The 17,615-nt window shown below is 64.4% G+C and carries 16 protein-coding genes and 1 tRNA gene; 10 read left to right on the top strand and 7 right to left on the bottom strand.

Annotated features, from left to right (window positions below; translation table 11 throughout):
• Positions 1-5 precede the first annotated feature (5 nt).
• A tRNA-Gly gene (locus tag CHB73_RS01510) sits at positions 6-80 on the top strand.
• A 66-nt stretch (positions 81-146) separates the two neighbouring features.
• On the opposite strand, the gene CHB73_RS01505 is transcribed toward CHB73_RS01510, so the two are convergent.
• A complete protein-coding gene (locus CHB73_RS01505) occupies positions 147-380 on the bottom strand; it encodes a hypothetical protein (protein ID WP_089271366.1) in 234 nt (77 codons plus the stop codon).
• 224 nt (positions 381-604) lie between these two features.
• Here CHB73_RS01505 and CHB73_RS01500 point away from each other — a divergent pair, with 224 nt between their 5' ends.
• The 9 genes from CHB73_RS01500 to rpsT all read left to right on the top strand — a co-directional run bounded on the left by CHB73_RS01500 (position 605) and on the right by rpsT (position 12,016).
• The gene (locus CHB73_RS01500; protein WP_089271364.1) at positions 605-1,081 is read left to right on the top strand and encodes a chemotaxis protein CheW; all 477 of its coding nucleotides are present in this window, start codon (positions 605-607) and stop codon (positions 1,079-1,081) included.
• A gap of 117 nt (positions 1,082-1,198) precedes the next feature.
• Positions 1,199-4,678 carry a transcription-repair coupling factor gene (gene mfd, locus CHB73_RS01495; RefSeq protein ID WP_089271362.1) on the top strand — a complete coding sequence of 1,160 codons (3,480 nt, stop codon included), beginning with the start codon at positions 1,199-1,201 and terminating at the stop codon, positions 4,676-4,678.
• Positions 4,675-5,724 carry a peptidylprolyl isomerase gene (locus CHB73_RS01490; protein ID WP_089271360.1) on the top strand — a complete coding sequence of 350 codons (1,050 nt, stop codon included), beginning with the start codon at positions 4,675-4,677 and terminating at the stop codon, positions 5,722-5,724. The genes mfd and CHB73_RS01490 overlap by 4 nt, the downstream gene beginning before the upstream one ends.
• A gap of 57 nt (positions 5,725-5,781) precedes the next feature.
• Positions 5,782-6,747, top strand: coding sequence for a SurA N-terminal domain-containing protein (locus CHB73_RS01485; RefSeq protein WP_089271358.1), 966 nt, complete (start codon positions 5,782-5,784; stop codon positions 6,745-6,747).
• A gap of 30 nt (positions 6,748-6,777) precedes the next feature.
• Positions 6,778-7,833 (top strand): helix-turn-helix domain-containing protein, encoded by a 1,056-nt coding sequence (locus CHB73_RS01480; protein WP_089271356.1) that lies wholly within the window; start codon positions 6,778-6,780, stop codon positions 7,831-7,833.
• A 9-nt stretch (positions 7,834-7,842) separates the two neighbouring features.
• A complete protein-coding gene (gene recO, locus CHB73_RS01475; protein WP_089271354.1) occupies positions 7,843-8,637 on the top strand; it encodes a DNA repair protein RecO in 795 nt (264 codons plus the stop codon).
• Positions 8,638-8,651: 14 nt separating this feature from the next.
• A complete protein-coding gene (gene glyQ / locus CHB73_RS01470; RefSeq protein ID WP_089271352.1) occupies positions 8,652-9,527 on the top strand; it encodes a glycine--tRNA ligase subunit alpha in 876 nt (291 codons plus the stop codon).
• An 18-nt stretch (positions 9,528-9,545) separates the two neighbouring features.
• Positions 9,546-11,642 carry a glycine--tRNA ligase subunit beta gene (gene glyS, locus CHB73_RS01465; protein ID WP_089271350.1) on the top strand — a complete coding sequence of 699 codons (2,097 nt, stop codon included), beginning with the start codon at positions 9,546-9,548 and terminating at the stop codon, positions 11,640-11,642.
• A 107-nt stretch (positions 11,643-11,749) separates the two neighbouring features.
• Positions 11,750-12,016, top strand: coding sequence for a 30S ribosomal protein S20 (gene rpsT / locus CHB73_RS01460; RefSeq protein WP_089271348.1), 267 nt, complete (start codon positions 11,750-11,752; stop codon positions 12,014-12,016).
• Between the two features lie 85 nt (positions 12,017-12,101).
• Here the strand turns inward: rpsT and nadB are convergent, their stop codons facing one another.
• The 6 genes from nadB to CHB73_RS01430 form a co-directional block, all read right to left on the bottom strand.
• Entirely contained in the window at positions 12,102-13,694 is a 1,593-nt protein-coding gene (gene nadB, locus CHB73_RS01455; RefSeq protein WP_089271346.1) for an L-aspartate oxidase, read from the bottom strand.
• A 49-nt stretch (positions 13,695-13,743) separates the two neighbouring features.
• Entirely contained in the window at positions 13,744-14,790 is a 1,047-nt protein-coding gene (gene nadA / locus CHB73_RS01450) for a quinolinate synthase NadA (RefSeq protein WP_089271344.1), read from the bottom strand.
• An 8-nt stretch (positions 14,791-14,798) separates the two neighbouring features.
• Positions 14,799-15,674, bottom strand: coding sequence for a carboxylating nicotinate-nucleotide diphosphorylase (gene nadC / locus CHB73_RS01445; RefSeq protein ID WP_089271342.1), 876 nt, complete (start codon positions 15,672-15,674; stop codon positions 14,799-14,801).
• 326 nt (positions 15,675-16,000) lie between these two features.
• Positions 16,001-16,516: a single-stranded DNA-binding protein gene (locus CHB73_RS01440; protein ID WP_089271340.1), complete on the bottom strand. Its 516-nt coding sequence runs from the start codon at positions 16,514-16,516 to the stop codon at positions 16,001-16,003.
• A gap of 56 nt (positions 16,517-16,572) precedes the next feature.
• Entirely contained in the window at positions 16,573-16,938 is a 366-nt protein-coding gene (locus CHB73_RS01435; protein ID WP_089271338.1) for a hypothetical protein, read from the bottom strand.
• 2 nt (positions 16,939-16,940) lie between these two features.
• Entirely contained in the window at positions 16,941-17,591 is a 651-nt protein-coding gene (locus CHB73_RS01430) for a biotin attachment protein (protein WP_089271336.1), read from the bottom strand.
• Between the last annotated feature and the right edge of the window lie 24 nt (positions 17,592-17,615).

Genomic DNA, 17,615 nt, shown 5'->3' with positions numbered 1-17,615 from the left:
CACGAGCGGGAATAACTCAGCGGTAGAGTGCAACCTTGCCAAGGTTGAAGTCGCGGGTTCAAATCCCGTTTCCCGCTCCAGACGAACGACAAAAGGCCGATCCGCAAGGATCGGCCTTTTTTGTCGGATGTGACGGGACAGGGCGTTTAGCGCAGCTCGCCCCGGCTGGAGCGCACCTGCAGTTCCTGCAGGATCAGGCGTTCGTATTCGGGGTGCAGCTGCTCGTCGCCGGGAAGGTCGCCCGGCATGTCGCGCATTGCGCTCATGACGCGGGTGAGATGCTGGGTCTCCTCCCAGAAGTCCAGCAGTTCATCGTCGCCCAGGGACTTGATCTGCTCCTCAAGGGTGAAGGAATCTTCGGAAATTGCGAATTGTCCCATGGGTTCTGGTCCCTTTGGCGTAAAGTTGGCGGCCGGAACAGCCGATGATTTTCGTGACCCGATACCCGTTTCCCGCGTGGGCGTCAAACTTCGCCATGCTTCCGCCTTCGGGCGCGTGGGAATATTTGCATTGACAACGTCATGCGTTGCTGTAGATGAAAACAGTGAGAAGTGTCGCGTCGTGTGCGCGGCGCGTTGAGCAAGGCGCAACCAAGGAGCCGGAAATGGAAGAGAATGTGAGACGCCAGGACGATGCCTTGATCCAGCTCGTCACCTTCAGCATCGGCGAGGAGGAGTTCGGCGTGGACATCCTCAAGGTGCAGGAGATCATCCGCACCATGGAGATCACCCGCGTTCCCCGCGCGCCGGAATTTGTCGAAGGGGTCATCAACCTGCGCGGCAAGGTCATCCCCATCATCGACCTCAGGCGGCGGTTCAAACTGGCCGACCGCGCCCACGACAAGCATACCCGCATCATCGTCATCGAGATAAACAGCATGGTGGTCGGTTTCGTGGTCGACTCCGTTTCCGAGGTGCTGCGCATTCCTTCCAACACCGTGGAGCCGCCGCCGCCTGTTGTGTCCGGGCTTGATTCCGAGTACATCAGCGGCGTCGGCAAGCTGGAGGATCGGCTGCTCATCCTGCTGGACCTGAACAAGCTGTTGAGCAGCGAAGAGCACGCCGCCTTGAGCGCGGTCTGATTGTAGAAGCGTCTGGTATCCCAAGCGGCCGCCCCTTCGCGCTAACCGGCGAAGCGGCGGCCTTTTTCTACCCCCATAAGCGCCACGGCGAAGGCCCTGGCGCAGGAGTCGTTTCACGTGCAGTTCCCTTCTGAACTTGACGCCTTTGCCAAAGGGCGGGGCGGTGCTTTGCGAGTGTTCAAGAGCGGCCCGGGCACCCAGGCCCTGCTTGCCCACAGTCTGCGCGCCGCGGGGCAGGAGGTCGTGCTGGTCGCCTCCGGCGCGCGGGAGTTCCGCGAGCTTTCGGCCTTGCTGGCGTTGTTCGCCGGGCCGTCCGATGAGCTTCTGCCGTCCTTCGACTCTCCTGTCATCGCCCTATCGCAGCACCTGCCGAGAAAGCCCATGGCCGAGGAATGGGGCCCCCGCTGGGCGGCCCTGCACGCGCTGGCTTACGGCCGCAAACCTCGCATTGTGCTGCTTACCGTGGACAACCTGCTGCCGCGCTGGCCCTCGCGTGAGGCAGTGGAACAGTGCAGCCTTGTCTTGTCCAGGGGCGAGGACATGTCGCCGGAGCTTGTGCTGGACCAGGCCGTGGCCTGGGGATACGTGCGCAGGCAGGTGGTTACGGCCCCGGGGGAGATCGCTGTCCGTGGCGACATCGTGGACGTTTTCGCTGCAGGGTACCCCCTGCCGGTACGATTGGAGTTTTTCGGCGACACCCTTGACGAGATACGCCTTTTTGATCCCGCCACACAGCGGTCGCGCGCCGATCTGAAGGAATTGACCCTGTTGCCCGTGGCTCCGGCCGTGCTGGACCGGCAGCGCATGGAGCAGGCCGTGGACCTGTGGCGCAGGCTGCGCGTCAGCGGGGAAATGCCCGTCGGCGAGGAACGCGAACTCGCCGAGCGTCTGGAACGGGCGGACACGCAGATCTGGCCGGGGCTGTTCTACCCAGAGGCGACCTCGCTGGACGCCTTTCTGCCGCAGGACGCGGTGTATGTGCTGGCCTCTTCCCAGGAACTGCGCGGCAGGCTGGAGGACCAGCACGCGGCTTGGCGCTCGTTCCTGGAGCGCGAGCACGTGGAGGGCGGCTGGCGTTGGCCTCTCGCGTCCCTGTGCTGGCCGGAGGAACGCGCCCGCAAGACCTGGCTCGGCAAGCGGCAGATCGCTTTCGAGGATCTCGTCATGGGCCAGGAGAAGCTTGGCCTGGACCTGCCGGAGAAGAGCTATCAGAGCTTTGCGGACGTGTTCTGGCGGCCTGACCAGGCCCGCAGGCCCTGGACGGCGCTGACAACGGCCCTCAAGGACTGGAGCGCCTCTGGCGCGCAGGTGGCGCTTTCCTTCCACACGGAGCGTTCGCGCCGCAAATTCCTGAGTCTGGCGGAACAGGAGGGCATTCCCGTCGGGCTTTCCTTCCAGGCTGGGGGCAAAGGCATTTGCGCGCTGCTTTCGCCCCTGAAGACCGGGCTGGAAATCTCCTGCTGCGGCCTGACCATTCTGCCCGAGGACATTCTTCAGCCCGCGCCAGCGCCCAAGGTGCGCGCAGACCGGAAGCAGGCCTTCGAGGGGCTTTCGCGCCACGACGATCTCGCGGCCGACGATCTCATCGTGCATCGCGAGTACGGCCTGTCGCGCTTCGGCGGGCTGCACCACCTGAAAATCGGTGATGTGGCCAATGACTATCTGCTGCTCTTCTTCGATGGCGAGGACAAGCTGTATCTGCCGGTCGATCGGCTGAACCTGGTGCAGCGCTACAAGGGACCGGAGGGAATGGACCCCCGGCTGGACAAGCTGGGAGGCTCCCTGTGGGCCAAGAGCACCGAGCGCGCGCGCAAGGCCATTGAGAAGATCGCCCAGGATCTGGTGGAGATGTATGCCTTCCGTCGCGTGGCCAAGGGCTATTCCTACGGCTCCCCGGGAGAGATGTACCGCGAGTTCGAAGCCACCTTCGGTTTTGAGGAGACGCCCGACCAGGCCAAAGCCATCGACGACGTGTTCGCCGACATGGGCGGGACCGAGCCCATGGACCGCCTGGTGTGCGGCGATGTGGGCTTCGGCAAGACCGAAGTGGCCCTGCGCGCAGCCTTCCGCGCCGTGGCCGACGGCCGCCAGGTTGCGTTGCTGTGCCCGACAACGGTCCTCGCTGAACAGCACTTCCAGACCTTTTCGCGGCGCATGGAGGGCTTCCCCGTGCGCATCGGGATGCTGTCGCGCTTTGTGGCCCCGAAGCACCAGAAGGTCACCATCCAGGCGGCGGCGCGCGGCGAGGTGGACATCCTCATCGGCACGCACAGGCTGCTTTCCGGCGATGTGGATTTGCCCCGGCTTGGTCTGCTCATTCTGGACGAGGAGCAGCGCTTCGGCGTGAAACACAAGGAGAAGCTCAAGCTTCTGCGCAAGAACATAGACGTGCTGACCCTGACCGCCACGCCCATTCCCCGCACGCTCCAGCTTTCGCTCTCCGGCATACGCGGACTGTCCGTCATTGAGACCCCGCCAGAGGACCGGAAGCCGGTCGAGACCGCGCTTGTGGAGCGCGACGACGGTCTGCTGGCCAACGTGCTTTCGCGGGAGCTGGCTCGTGGCGGCCAGGTGTTCTGGGTTTACAACCGCGTGGAAGGGCTGGAGCAGGTGGCCGAGTACGTGCGCAAGCTGGCGCCGGGCGCGCGCGTGGGCATGGCCCATGGTCAAATGAGCGAGCGCGCCCTTGAGGACGCCATGCACGGCTTCTGGCACAAGGAGCTGGACGTGTTGGTCTGCACGGCCATCGTGGAGTCCGGCCTGGACTTCCCCAACGCCAACACGCTCATTGTCGACCAGGCGCAGATGTTCGGTCTGGGCCAGCTGTACCAGCTGCGCGGACGCGTGGGCAGAAGCGATCGGCAGGCCTACGCCTTTTTCGTCGTGCCCAGTCTGGAACGGCTGCCCGAGATATCCAAGCGCAGGCTGCGCATCATTTTGGATTTGGACTACCTGGGCGCGGGCTTCCAGGTGGCCATGGAAGACTTGCGGCTGCGCGGGGCGGGCAACATTCTGGGCGAGGTGCAGAGCGGGCAGATCGCCCGCGTGGGTCTCGACCTCTTTCTGGAGATGCTGGAAGAGGAGGTGCGGCGCGTGCGCGGCGGTCCCATCCGGCAGGAGACCGACCCAGAACTGACCTTTGTTTTCGCGGCCCACCTTCCCTCGGACTACGTCCTCGACGCCAAGGAACGGCTGCGCTACTATAAGGCGCTCTCCAGCGCCAGAACCCCCGCAGTGATCGATGAGCTCGCCGCCGAATTGCGGGACCGTTTTGGTCCCTTGCCCACGGCGGCAAGCCAGTTCCTCGGCGTGCTCCACGTCAAGACGGTGCTCTCCCGGCTGCAGGTGGAAAAGGCCGAACTGTCTCCCGGCAGGGCGCTGCTCTCTTGGGGGGCGCAGCCCAGCGCCGTCGCCCCGGAGACGCTTGTGGCCTGGATGGAGCAGGGCGGGCGCCAGGCCAGGCTGCTTCCGCCCACGCGCCTGGAGCTGCGCTATCCTGAGGGCCTGGACGTTCGAGCTGGGTTGGAGTACCTGCGTGGCGAACTGGAATTGTTGCTGGAGGGCGGCCCCGAGCCCTTGAAAACGGAGCCGAAATGACCGCACCGCGCCATCTGCGCACTGTTCCGGCCGTGGCCCTGCTGGCCCTGCTGGCCCTGTTTGTCGGCTGCACCCGCGCCCAGCAGGACGAGGTCGGGGTTGTGGCCCGCGTCAACGGCGCTCCTATTACCTTGGAAATGCTCGAATTCCAGTACGATCAGCTGCACTTCAACGCCTTGTCCGGCGAACTGCCTTCCGTGAGTGTTCTGCGCGGGGCGTATGGCGAGATACTGGGCCAACTCATCGCTCAGGAGCTGGTGAAGCAGGAGCTTGCCAAGCGGGGCCAGGAGGTGAGCGACGAGGAACTGGAGCAGGCCGAGGCCAGCATCCGTGCCGATTATCCCGAGGACGCCTTTGACCGGATGTTGGCGGAGGAGTTTGTCGACCTGCGCATGTGGCGCAAGCAACTGCGCGCCATGTGCGGCATCGAGAAGTTCCAGCGCCTGGTGCTCAGGCCCTCCATCCGGCTGGACTACCGTGAGGTTGAGGCGCACTACCGCGAGCATTTGGACAGCTACCGGCTGCCGGATCGGCTGCGGGTGCTGGTGGTGCGGGCCACGGAGAGAACGATGGTGGAGGCGGCCCTGGGGCAGTTCCGCCGACAAAAGGACCTGGAGGCGCTGCGCAAGGCCTTTCCGGAGGCCATGGTGCGCGAGGTGCTGGTGCCTCGCGCACTGCTCACTCCCGCATGGGCGGACGCGCTGCACGGCGACGGGAAGGGCGGCGACAACCCGGGAGCCATTCTCGTGGGGGCCGGCGGCTTCGAGGGTCTGCTGCTGCTTGAACGTCTGCCAGCGGAGACCCAGGACATCGCCGTAGCCTACACGCAGGTGGAGGCCGCGCTTCTGGAGCAGCGCTTGCAGCAGGCTTTCGACGCCTGGCTGGCCAAGGCGTTGGAGGGATCCGTCGTGCTTGTGAGCCGTCGGCTTCTGCACGAGCAGCCCGACGAGGACTTGCCGCCGGAGCCGACCCAGGAGTCGGAAAGCGAGGAGCCGCCGGCAGATGGTGATCCGCAAGACATTGCCAGCGGCGGCGAGACACGCTAGGGTGCCCAGGACGCATCGGCTTTGCACCGGTGTAGAACAGTGAATGAAAGGAACGTCATGCGCGCATCTGCATTGCTTCGGACAGCGGTCCTGGTGTTGACCCTGTCCCCTGTTATCGTGTCCGGCTGGAGCGTCTCCGCGCGGGCTGACGATACCGTTGTCGATGGGGTCATCGCCGTGGTCAACGGCAAGATCGTCACCAAGTACGAGCTCGACGAGCGTATGCGGCCGATTTACGAACAAACCCGCGGTCAACAGCTCAGCACCGACGAGATCAGCCAAATCGCCACCCTGCGCCGGAAGATCATCGACCAGATGATTGACGACATACTCATTGAGCAGGACGCCGACCGCTATAAGCTCAAGGTGACGGACCAGGAGGTGGAGCAGCAGGTCAAGGAGTTCATGACCAAGCGGAACCTCACCGACGATGAGTTCAAACGCCAGCTGGCCGTCCAGCGCATGACCCGCGACGACTTTTTGCGCAACATGCGCCGCGACATGATTCGCCACCGCCTTATCGGCGGCGCGGTTTCCAGCAAGGTCGTGGTCACCGATAGCGAAGTGGAACAGGCCTACGAGCAGCGGAAGGCCGAGTTCTCCAAGGACAGCATGGTCCAGCTGGCCATCATCCTTGTGCCCGCCAACATGTCCGCCAAGGAGCTTAAGGAACGCATTGAATCCGGGCAAATAACCTTTGCCGAGGCCGTGGACAAATACTCGCAGGGCCCCGGAACGGGCCATGGAGGGGACATCGGCTTCATCGCCTGGAAGGATTTGGCCCCGGAGTGGAACACCGCCTTGGGCGGCCTGAAGCCTGGCCAGATTACGGAGCCGGTGCATGTCCAGGATTTTGCCGGCCTGCTGCAGGTGCTCAGCCTGAAAGAGGGCGAGCAGCTGCCTTTGGATTCTGTGCGCGAACAGATTTATCAGGCCCTGCACGCGGCGAAATACGAAAAGATATTCCAGGAATATATGCAGAAGCTGCGTGAGAAGGCGGTCGTGGAATACCGGAACCTGTAGGACCCGCAAGGGTCGAGGCGAGGCGAGCACATGAATTTGCAGGAATTGGGAGGCCTTCTCAAGATCGAACGCGAACGGCGCGGCCTGTCCGTGCGCGATGTCATGGACGCCACCAAGATCAGCAGGCGCAATCTTGTCGCCCTTGAGGACGGCCAAGTGGGCCAGCTGCCGCACCCCGTGTACCTCAAAGGGTATGTGCGCAATTATGCGCGTCTGGTCGGGCTTGACGCCGAGCCGCTTGTGGCCGTGGTTGACCAGCAGTCCGATGGCGATTCCGGCTACATTCCGCAACGTCCGACGCCTGCGGCTTCGGCAGAACCCCTCGCGGAAGAGCGCGGCGTCGTCTCCCAGAACGATGTGGCGGACGCCGATGCCGTTTCCGCTCCACCACAAGCCCCCAAGGGCGGCGAGGCGGAGGATGAGGGCCGGTCGGCTCCCGGTACGCCGCTGTCCAAGCCGGACAAGCCTCGTCGCCTGTGGCCGTGGCTGCTGCTGCTGGCCATGATCGGACTCGGCGTTTTGACCTTCAACCAGTGCCAGCGCATCCGTTCGGAGATGGACCAGCAGCCTCCGGTGGCGGCCAACGCGACGGAAGACAACGCCACAGCCAGCAACGCCACGGAAGCTGCCGCGGCGGATGTCAACGCCACGGATACGGCGGCCTTTGCCGAGCCGTCGGCGGCAACTTCGCCCGACGCCAACGCAAGTGCGGCTCCGCTTGTCCCGGTTTTCGAGCCTTCCGTTGCGCCTGCGCCTGCGGCGACGCAAGGCCAGCCCACTGTGCCCATGTCCTCTGTAGAGGTTTCGCGCAAGCAGCAGAACGCGCCAGAGACGCCCGCTTCCGCAATGCAGGAGCTCGTGGTCATCGCCAAGCCCGGCTCCATTTGCTGGGTGGAGGTGAGCGAGGGCCAGCGCCGCAAGACCTTCATCATCCGCGATGGCGACAGCCGACGCTTTGAGTTTGCCAAGCTGGCGCGCGTGCGGCTGGGCAACGCGGGCGGGGTGAGCTTCCGGCTCAACGGCTCTCCCTACCCCTACGAGGGGCAGCGGGGACAGACCGCCACGCTGGAGATCGGGGGCCGCTAGGAGGCCGGAATGGAGTTCACCGAAAAGGCCCTTGTGCTCAAGGTGGGCCGGTTTCGGGAAAACGATGTCTGGCTGAGGCTTTTTTGCGCGGGACGCGGGGTCATCTCCGCCTTCGCCTTTGGCGGCAGCAAAAGCCGGAGACGGTTTTGCGGCTGCCTTGATCCATTGGCGCTGGCCTCGTTTCGTGTGGAATTGAGCAGACGGGGATCGTACAACGTGTTGCAGGAGGGGGTGCTGCTCCACGCCCACCCCGGCCTGCGGGCCGATGCGCGCAAGCTGGGAATGGTGGCCCATTGCCTCAAGTTTGTCGAGGCCGTGCAACTGGGGCCGGATGGTGCGCGGCCGGTGTTCGACCTGCTCCTGGAGACGCTTTCCACGCTGGAGGCCCACAGCGTTGGGGCGGAAATGCTGCCGCTGTTGTTCAAGGCCAAGCTGACCTTCGAGCAGGGGCTCAAGCCGGATCTGTCTTTGTGCGTCCGCTGTGGGCGTCCTGTGCTGGAGCATGAGGACAGCCTCGCAGCATCTGCTTTGTTTAAGGATGATGGCCGCGAATTTTCTCGGCGCTTGGCGTTTTCTGTGGAGCGGGGTGGTTTGGTGTGCGGCCTCTGCGGTGATTGCCCTGCGGAAACGTTGAGCACCGGCTCCGCGCGCGTGTTGGAATGGATCGGCCAGAGCCGACCGGCCGACTGGCCCAGACTCGCGCTGGAGCCGGAGATGCGTCGCGAACTCTCTCGCGTAGTGGACCGCTTTGTGGCGTGGCACCTTGGGCTGCGCTGGGAAAATGGAACATACAGAAAAATCTAGGTTTTGGAGATGGTATGAACTTCCAGAATGTTATCCAGACCCTGCAACGCTACTGGACCGACCGGGGCTGCGTCATGGTGCAGCCCTTTGATATTGAATGCGGCGCGGGCACCTTCAATCCCTCCACCTTCTTTCGTGTCATCGGTCCGGAGCCCTGGAACGTGTGCTACGTCGAGCCCTCGCGCCGTCCCACCGACGGCCGCTACGGCGAAAACCCCAACCGCCTGCAGCACTACTATCAATTCCAGGTGATCCTGAAGCCTTCTCCCGACAACGTGCAGGACCTGTACCTCGACTCCCTGCGGGCGCTGGGCATCGACCCTGCCGCCCACGACATCCGCTTTGTGGAGGACGACTGGGAGTCGCCCACGCTGGGCGCCTGGGGCCTGGGCTGGGAGGTTTGGCTCAACGGCATGGAGGTGACCCAGTTCACGTATTTTCAGCAGGTTGGCGGCATAGATCTCTTCCCCACCAGCGTGGAGATCACCTACGGTCTTGAGCGCATCTCCATGTATCTGCAGGAGAAGGAGAGCGTCTACGACCTCTTGTGGAACGATCGCGTGACCTACGGGCATGTGTACCACCAGAATGAGGTGGAGCAGTCCAGGTACAACTTCGAGCTTTCCGACGCCGCCATGCTGCTCGACATGTTCAACAAGTTCGAGGCTGAGTGCAAAAAGCTCTGCGAGGCCGGGGTGCCCTGGCCGGCCTATGACTACTGCCTCAAGTGCTCGCACACCTTCAACCTGCTCGATGCGCGCGGGGCCATCTCCATCACCGAACGCACCGCCTACATCGGACGTGTGCGCGCCCTGGCCTCTTCCATCGCCGCCCTGTATGCCGCCCAGCGCGAGACACTGGGCTACCCCATGCTTGAAACCGCCAAATAGCCGGAAGCGAGACGATATATGTCCGAATTCATTCTTGAGATTGGCACCGAGGAGATGCCCGCGCGTTTTGTTCCGCGCCTGGGCGAGGAACTCGTGGAATTGTTTGAGCGCCTGCTGGCCGAGGCGCGGATAGACCATGGCGGCGTACGCGCCTTTGCAACGCCACGGCGGCTTGTGGCGCACGTGTCCGCTTTGTCCTTGGTCCAGCGTCAGGAAGAGGAGGTCATTTCCGGGCCGCCCGTCCGGATTGCCTACGCGGACGGCAAGCTGACCAAGGCGGGCGAGGGCTTTGCCAAGACCCAGGGCGTGGCCGAGGCCGATCTTTTCGTGCAGCAGACGCCCAAGGGCGAGTATCTGGCCGCGCGCAAGAAGGTCGGCGGCGGCAAGACGCTGGACATCCTGCCCGGCCTGTGTCTCAACGCCTTCAAGTCCCTGTCCTTTCCCAAGCGCATGAAGTGGGGCAGCCTGGACTTCCTTTTCGGCCGCCCCCTGCGTTGGGTGCTGGCCCTGCTCGACGCCGACGTGGTGCCCATCGAGATAGCGGGCCTGACCTCCGGCCGCGTCACCCACGGCCACCGCGTGCTCGGCCCCGGCCCCTGGACCCTGGAGAGCGCCGCCGACTACTTCGACACTATTCGCGATCACGCCAAGGTGGTTCTGGACGCCCGCGAGCGTCTGGAGCTGGTCAAGAGCGAGGGGGATCGGCTGGCCGCAAGCCTGGGCGGCAGCGTGGTCTGGGACCAGGGCCTGCTCTTGGAAGTCGCCAACCTTGTGGAATATCCGCGCCCCATTTTGGGCGAGTTCGCGCGGTTGTACCTGGAACTGCCCGCGCAGGTGTTGCTCACGTCCATGCAGAGCCATCAAAAGAGTTTCGGCATCGTCTCCTCGCAGGCGGGGGCCGACGGCAACCTCTTGCCGTTCTTTCTCACCACACTGAACATCGAGCCCACGGACATGGCCGTGGTCAAGAAGGGCTGGGAGCGCGTCTTGAAGGCCAGGCTGGAGGACGCCCGCTTCTTCTGGGAGGCCGACCTTGAGGCCAAACTCGACCATTGGCTGACCAAGCTCGACAGCGTTGTGTTCCTCGGTCCCCTGGGCAGCATGGGCGACAAGTCCCGCCGCCTGGAGAAGCTCTGCCGCACGCTGGGCGAGGCCTGCGGGGTGGACGCGGAGGCCATGGCGCGTGCCGGTCGGTTGGCCAAGGCCGACCTTATGAGCGAGATGGTGTACGAGTTCGACAGCCTGCAGGGCGTCATGGGCGGCATCTACGCGCGCAAAAAGGGCGAGAGCGAGATCGTGGCCCAGGCCGTGGCCGAGCAGTACCTGCCCGCCGGACCGGATTCGCCTGTCCCCTCCACCTTGCCAGGCGCGCTTTTGGCCATGGCCGACAAGCTGGACACCCTGGCCGGGTGCTTTGGCCTGGGCAACATCCCCACCGGAGCGGCAGACCCTTACGGGCTGCGGCGCGCGGTGCTCGGCGTCAGCCGCATCGTCATGGAGCACGGCCTCAACCTCAAGCTCGATGACTTGCTCGCCTGGGCGCAGGCCGGGTATGAGAACGTGAAGTGGAAGCTGGCCCCGGCGGACGCCCATGCCAAGATGCTGGAATTCTTCGGCCAGCGCCTGCGCGCGCTGTTCGCCAGCGGCGAGGGCGACAGCCGCGTGGCCGACGCCGCCCTTGGCGCGGGCTTCACCGACATCAAGACCCTCAAACTGCGCTTCGACGCGCTTTCCGCCTTCAGCCGCAGCGCGGAGTACGAGCAGGCCGTGCTCACCTTCAAGCGCGCGGACAACATCATTCGCAAGCAGGGGGCCGAGGCGGGCGTGGCGCTCTCCGCCACGGTGGACCAGGCCCTGCTGGAGGCCCCGGAGGAAAAGGAGCTTGCCCGCGCCCTGGCCGAGACAGCGCCCCGCTTCGAGGAACTGTGGAACGCCGGGGACTTCGCGGGCGTGCTGTCGCAGCTGCTGGAACTGCGGCCCGTGGTGGACGGTTTTTTCGACAACGTGATGGTGATGGCCGAGGATGCGGCCCTGCGCCAAAACCGTTTGAACATGCTGTTCACGCTTGTGGATAGGATGAAGGCCGTGGCCGACTTCGGCGCGCTGCAAGTGTAGGAAGCAGGGCGCAGGGGCTTGACAAGCCCGGCCCATTGAGTTTAAGCAACCCCTCTCGACCAGGAGTCGAGAACGAACAACACAAAAAAGAATCAGGAGATAGAGCCTTGGCCAATCATACTTCCGCCTTGAAGAGACATCGTCAGAGCCTTAAGCGCCAGGCCCGTAACAAGGCCGTCAAGACCCGCATCAAAAATGTGGTGAAGGCCGTGCGTCAGGCCCTGGCCGAGAAGAGCGCGGAGAAGGCCACCGCGGCGCTCGTCACCGCCAGCTCCGTGCTGGACAAGGCCGCGTCCAAGAAGGTCATCCACTGGAAGAAGGCCGGCCGTTGCATCGCCCGTCTGCAGGGCGCCATCAACAAGCTCTCCGCCTAAGCTTCCGCCCCCGTCGAAACGACGAAGCCCGCCCCGGTTCGCCGGTGGCGGGCTTTTTGCGTTGGGGGAGCGGGGGGCTGTCCGCCTAATCCACCCGGTAATGGCACCCCTGACTCGTCTTGTTCCTCATGGCCGCCTGGGTGACAACGTAGGCCGTCTGGCAGCCGTGGAACAGGTCGATGATGGGCTTGCTGATGGGCGTCTGGCGGTAGAAGTCGTGCATGTTCTTGGAGAGCGTGCGCAGGTCTTCGAAGGCGCGGCGCAGGCGCGCGGTGGAGCGGATGATGCCCACGTAGTTCCACATGGTGTTGCGGATGGTGGCCCAGTCCTGCGCGATGAGCGCCGGATCCTCGTTGTGGATGTCGCCGGGGTTCTGCCAGTCCGGTATGGCGTCCATGAGCTTTCTGGTGAGCCGCCACTTAGCGCCTAGGCGTTTGGTGATCTCCTGCGCGGCGCTGTAGCCCCACAGCATTCCCTCAAGCAGCGAGGTGCTGGCGAGCCGGTTGGCCCCGTGCACGCCGGTGCAGGTGCATTCCCCTGCGGCGTACAGGCGCTCCAGGGTGGTGCGGCCGCGGGTGTCCACCAGAATGCCGCCGCAGAAGTAGTGCGCCGCGGGCACTACGGGGATGGGCGTGTACCGCATGTCGTGGCCTTGCGACAGGCATTTTTCGAAAATGGTCGGGAAGCGTTCGGATACGTCCTCGCGCATTCCGCTGGTGGTGTCGAGGTACACGCAGTCGTCGCCGGTGCGCAACAGTTCGGCCATGATGGCGCGGGTCACGATGTCGCGCGGTGCCAGGTCGGCGCGTTGGTCGTAGCGCGCCATAAAAGCCTCGCCAGAGGCGTTCACCAGACGCGCCCCCTCGCCGCGCACGGCCTCGGAGATGAGGAAGCGCCTGTCGAAGCGCTTGGCGCCCTGGTAGTACGCCGTGGGGTGGAACTGCACGTATTCGAGGTTGTGCAGCTTCGCTCCGGCGCGGTGCGCCATGGACAGTCCGGAGCCGATGGCTTCTTTGGAGTTGGTGCTGTGGAGGAAGATGCGCCCGGCCCCGCCCGTGGCCAGCACGGTGAAGCTCGACAGAATGATCTCCACTTGGCCCAGGGTCTCGTTGAACACGTAGGCGCCCACGCACTGGTTGGAGAGGTTGTACTTGAAGTCCAGATGGGTGGCGTGGTGGTGCGTGGTCAAGAGGTCGATGGCCGTGCGGCGGGTGAGCACGAGGATGTTCGGGTTTTCGCTCACTGCCTGGGTGAGGCGCTCCATGATGGTGAGGCCGGTGTGGTCCTTGGCGTAAAGGATGCGCGCCACGCTGTGCCCGCCCTCGCGGGTGAAGTACCAGGAGTCCGAATCGCGGTGGGCGAAGGGGACATGGTAGGCGTCGATAAGGGTTTTTTGAAGGACTTTCGGACCCTTGTGGCACAGGTAGCGCACGGCGCGCAGATAGTTCTGCTTCCAGCCAGCGTTCAGGATGTCACGTTCGAGGATGCCGGGGTCGTCGTCGCCGGAGTGGAACACGATGCCGCCCTGCGCCAACCGTGTGTTGCCGGAGAACAAATCGTCGCCCGCTGTGATGAGCGTCACGTCAGCCCCGGATTCGGCCAGGTTGAGCGCGGCGATGGACCCGGCGATGCCGGACCCGATGACGAGCACGTCGGTCTTGAGGCGGTAGTCGTTCATGGCGATCCTTTGTCGGCCTGGGGCCGCGCGCCTTGACGAGCCTGAGGCGTCAGGAGCAGATGTCGAGCATCCTGGTGAGCGCCACGCGAGACTGCTTGGCCACGTCGTCCGGCAAGGCGAGGGGGACGGCGGTCTCCAGGCGTTCCAGCAGTTCCGCCAGGCGTTCCTCGGTGATCTTGGCCATATTGGAACAGAGGGTGCCGGGTTTGAGCGGGACGATGGTCTTGCCCTGGGCCTTGTGCAGCCCGGCCAGCCGCAGCACCAGGTTGTCCTCAGTGCCCACGGCGATGGCGCTGCCGGGCTTGGCCTGCTCGCAGTAGCGGATGATGTGCGAGGTGGAGCCTGCGCTGTCCGCTGCGCGGACCACGGCCGGGGAGCATTCGGGATGCACCACCACGCGCACGCCGGGCATGGCCGCGCGCATCGCGTCCACATGCCGGGTGTGCAGCATGTGGTGGATGGCGCAGCAGCCGGGCCAGAGCAGCAGCCGGGCGCGAGCCGCCTTTTGGGGATCCGCGGGCTGGTGCCCTGAGCGGATGTCCACCGCAAGGCGTTCGTCCTTCGCAATGCCCAACTGATTCGCCGTGTTGGCCCCCAGGTTCTTATCCGGCAAAAACAGCACGGCGTCGCCCTGGGTAAGCGCCCATTCAAGCATGGTGCGCGCGTTTGCGCTGGTGCACACGCTGCCGCCGTACAGGCCGCAGATGGCCTTCACCTCGGCGCTGGAGTTCACGTAGGCCAGTGGGATGACAAGGCGGCCTTGGGCGCGCAGCCCGTCCAGCACGTCGGCAAGGTGTTGGGCCGGGGCCATTTCCGCCATGGGACAGGTGGCGCTGGCATCGGGGATGTGCACCTTTTGGCCTGGTCGGGCAAGGGCCACGGCGCTTTCGGCCATGAAATACACACCGCAGAACACGATGTGCTCTGCGGCCAGGCCGTCCACCTTGCGGGAGAGCTCCAGGCTGTCGCCCTGGAAGTCCACATGACGGATGACCGCATCGGCCTGGTAGTGGTGGCCTAGGATGGCAAGACGCTTGCCCAGCCGTGTGCGGACGGCCTCAATGCGTTCGGATGCTGTGGTCATTGGCGTTTGCATCCTTGCCTCTACAGGGGGCTGATGCGCATACTTAGGTCCGCGGCAGGTGCGGAGTGGGTGAGGCGCCCAACGGAGACGAAATCCGGGCCGATGGCCCCGATGGCGGCGATGTTCTCCAGGGTCACGCCGCCGCTGACCTCGGTCTCGATGCCTTGGGGCACGCGGGCCAGCGCCTGTCTCAGCTCGTCCAGGTCCATGTTGTCGAGCATGATGCGGCTGACCTTGAGCCGGACGGCTTCGTCCACCTCGTCGAAACTGCGGCACTCCACCTCAATGGGCGGGCAGTCCGCACCGTAGGCGGCGCGCAGCTTTTCCACTGCCGGGGCGACGCCGCCCGCGCGGTCGATGTGGTTGTCCTTGACCATGAGCATCTCGGACAGGTTGAGACGGTGGTTCTTGGCCCCACCCACCAGAACGGCGTATTTTTCTGGATAGCGCAATCCTGGCAATGTCTTGCGCGTGTCGAGCAGCGTGGTGCGGCAGCCCTTCAACGCATCCACATAGCGGGCCGCAAGTGTTGCGATTCCGGACAGGTGGCAGAGGTAGTTCAGGATCACGCGCTCGGTGCGCAGCAGGTGCCGCGTCGGCCCCTGGATGGCGGCCACGAGTGCGCCAGGCCCGACCCGGTCGCCTTCGTCGACGTTCAGCACGTGCTGGTATTCGCAGCCTGCGAACTCCATGATGAGCGGGATAAGGGGCAGTCCGGCGATGACGGCGTCGTCCTTGGACACGATGTGCGCGGTGGCGAGGTCGTCCTCTGCGAAGATCCCTTCGCTGGTCAGATCTTTGCCGTCTTCGGAAAGGGCGATGCGGATGCCGGCCAGAAGAAACAGTTTGGCCTCGGCCTTGAAAAAATCGTCAAACAGTGCTGCTGTGGCGGACATCAATGCTTCCTTGTGCATTCCGTCCACGTCTTTGTGGCGTGGCTGGTGACTTGAAAGGTACAGGAGCCGCTTGCGGCAGTCAACGAGGAGACGTGCAATTGCGTACGAGGTGCAGGGAGAGCGCTTTGCTTGTTTCGAGCTCCACAGACACGGGGCTTCACCCCCTGGACCCGCACAAAGGGGGCACCGCGCATCCTCTGCCTTCCCCTTCCGGGGTTCCAAGGGGCCGGGAAGGCCCCTTGGCCGCCGGAGGCATACACGGGCAGAACGCTCCGCCTTCTATCGCGTTCCGCAGGCCAGAGGCTTCGCGCCACCTATTCTCTCCTCTAGAACGGCACGTCGTCCATGCCGCTGGCTTCGGAGGGGAAGGCCGGACCGAGATCCTCGTCGTCGGGATAGGGTTGGGCGTTGCGCTGCTGCTGGCCGCCGCGCTGGGCGTTCTGCCCACCCTGGGGCTGCATTCCGCCTTGCGGGCGCAGACCGCTGGGGCCTCCGCCTTCGCCTTGGGCCCTGCTGCCAAGGGACTGCACGCGGTTGGCCACGACCTCGGTGGAGTAGCGGTCCTGGCCGTCCTTGTCCTGCCATTTGCGGGTTTGCAGACGGCCCTCGATCATGACAAGGGCGCCCTTGCCCAGGTAGTTGCCGCAGAACTCCGCGTCCTTGCCCCAGGCCACCACGGTGTGCCATTCGGTGCGGTCGGTCCACTGGCCGGACTTGTCTTTGAAACGTTCGCTTGTGGCCATGCGCAGGTTGGCCACGGGCTGGCCCGACTGGGTGTACGAAATTTTCGGGTCCTGACCCAGGTGCCCGACAAGAATAACTTTATTCAAGCTGCCAGCCATGTGTGCGCTCCTTGGTGGGGGTGATCGTTTCGCGGATAAGGGATAGCACGCGCCGCCTAGTCCAGTCCAGGCACGTGTTTGAGTTTGCGGGCGTCCTGCTCGGCTTCGTCCAGGGCTTCCTCGATGTCGTCGGTGGCCGTGTTGGCTTCCCCCGGCTTCCAGTCGGCCAGGGCGTTGGAAAGGCGCTGCCGTGCGGCTGCCGCGCGCTTGACGGCGGTCGCGATGGTCGTTTGCGCCGGTTCGGGCAAAACGCCCATTTCAAGCCTGTCGGCGAGGTTGTCCACCAGTTCAAGCACACCGCGCTCCTGCTCAAGCAGCGTGGGCGGGCTGAAGCCGAGCGCCACGAGCCTGGGCCAGCGCTTTTCCACCTCCGCAGGGTCGAAGGTCCAGGCGCTCAGGCGCACCTGCAGGGTGCGGCCCATGGCTAGTCCTGCTCCTCCCACTCGCCCTGAACGCGGCTCACCACGTCCTGGATGAGGGGGAGCTGGGATTCCTGGCACACGCCGATAAGGGGCTGGCCGCCGTCCACGTTGTCGCCCTGTTGGAAATACACGGCGTAGATGATGCCTTCCGGCCCGGAATAGGCGAGGGGGGTTTCGCGCTTCATGCGCGAGACGATGAACATTTCCAGCCCCTCGCGCACCTTGACGCTTTGCTCGCCCCCGGCCTTGATCTTGGCGTCGATTTCGGGAACGAAATAGTACTTTGCGCGTTCTTGTGCGCAGAAGAGGTGCAGGGCTTTTTTGAGGATCCTGCCGATGACCTCTTCCTTGGACAGAAAATGGCGGAGGGTGAGCAGGCGTTCACCGGCCTCGACGAACGTCCCTTCGAGGTTGAGGGCGATGTCCGTCACCGCGCCCTTTTGTGTGGCGCAGATGTTCTTCTTGTTCTTTTCCCGGGTCAGGTTGGCCAGAAGCGTGCCCGGCTTTTCAGCCCATTTGCCGGTAGGACCGACCACGCGATCGCCCGCTTTGAGGCCGACAAAGGTGACCACGCCTGTGTGCGGGGCGCGTATCTCGATTTCCTCGTAGGGCGAGGCTTTCAATTCTTCAAGCATTTCTTTGACGTTCAGCAAAGTCTATCCCTCGTGCTGGTGGGT

Origin of the sequence: Humidesulfovibrio mexicanus (assembly GCF_900188225.1) — a bacterium.
Classification (GTDB): domain Bacteria; phylum Desulfobacterota; class Desulfovibrionia; order Desulfovibrionales; family Desulfovibrionaceae; genus Humidesulfovibrio; species Humidesulfovibrio mexicanus.
This window is presented reverse-complemented; position numbering and strand designations above follow the sequence as displayed.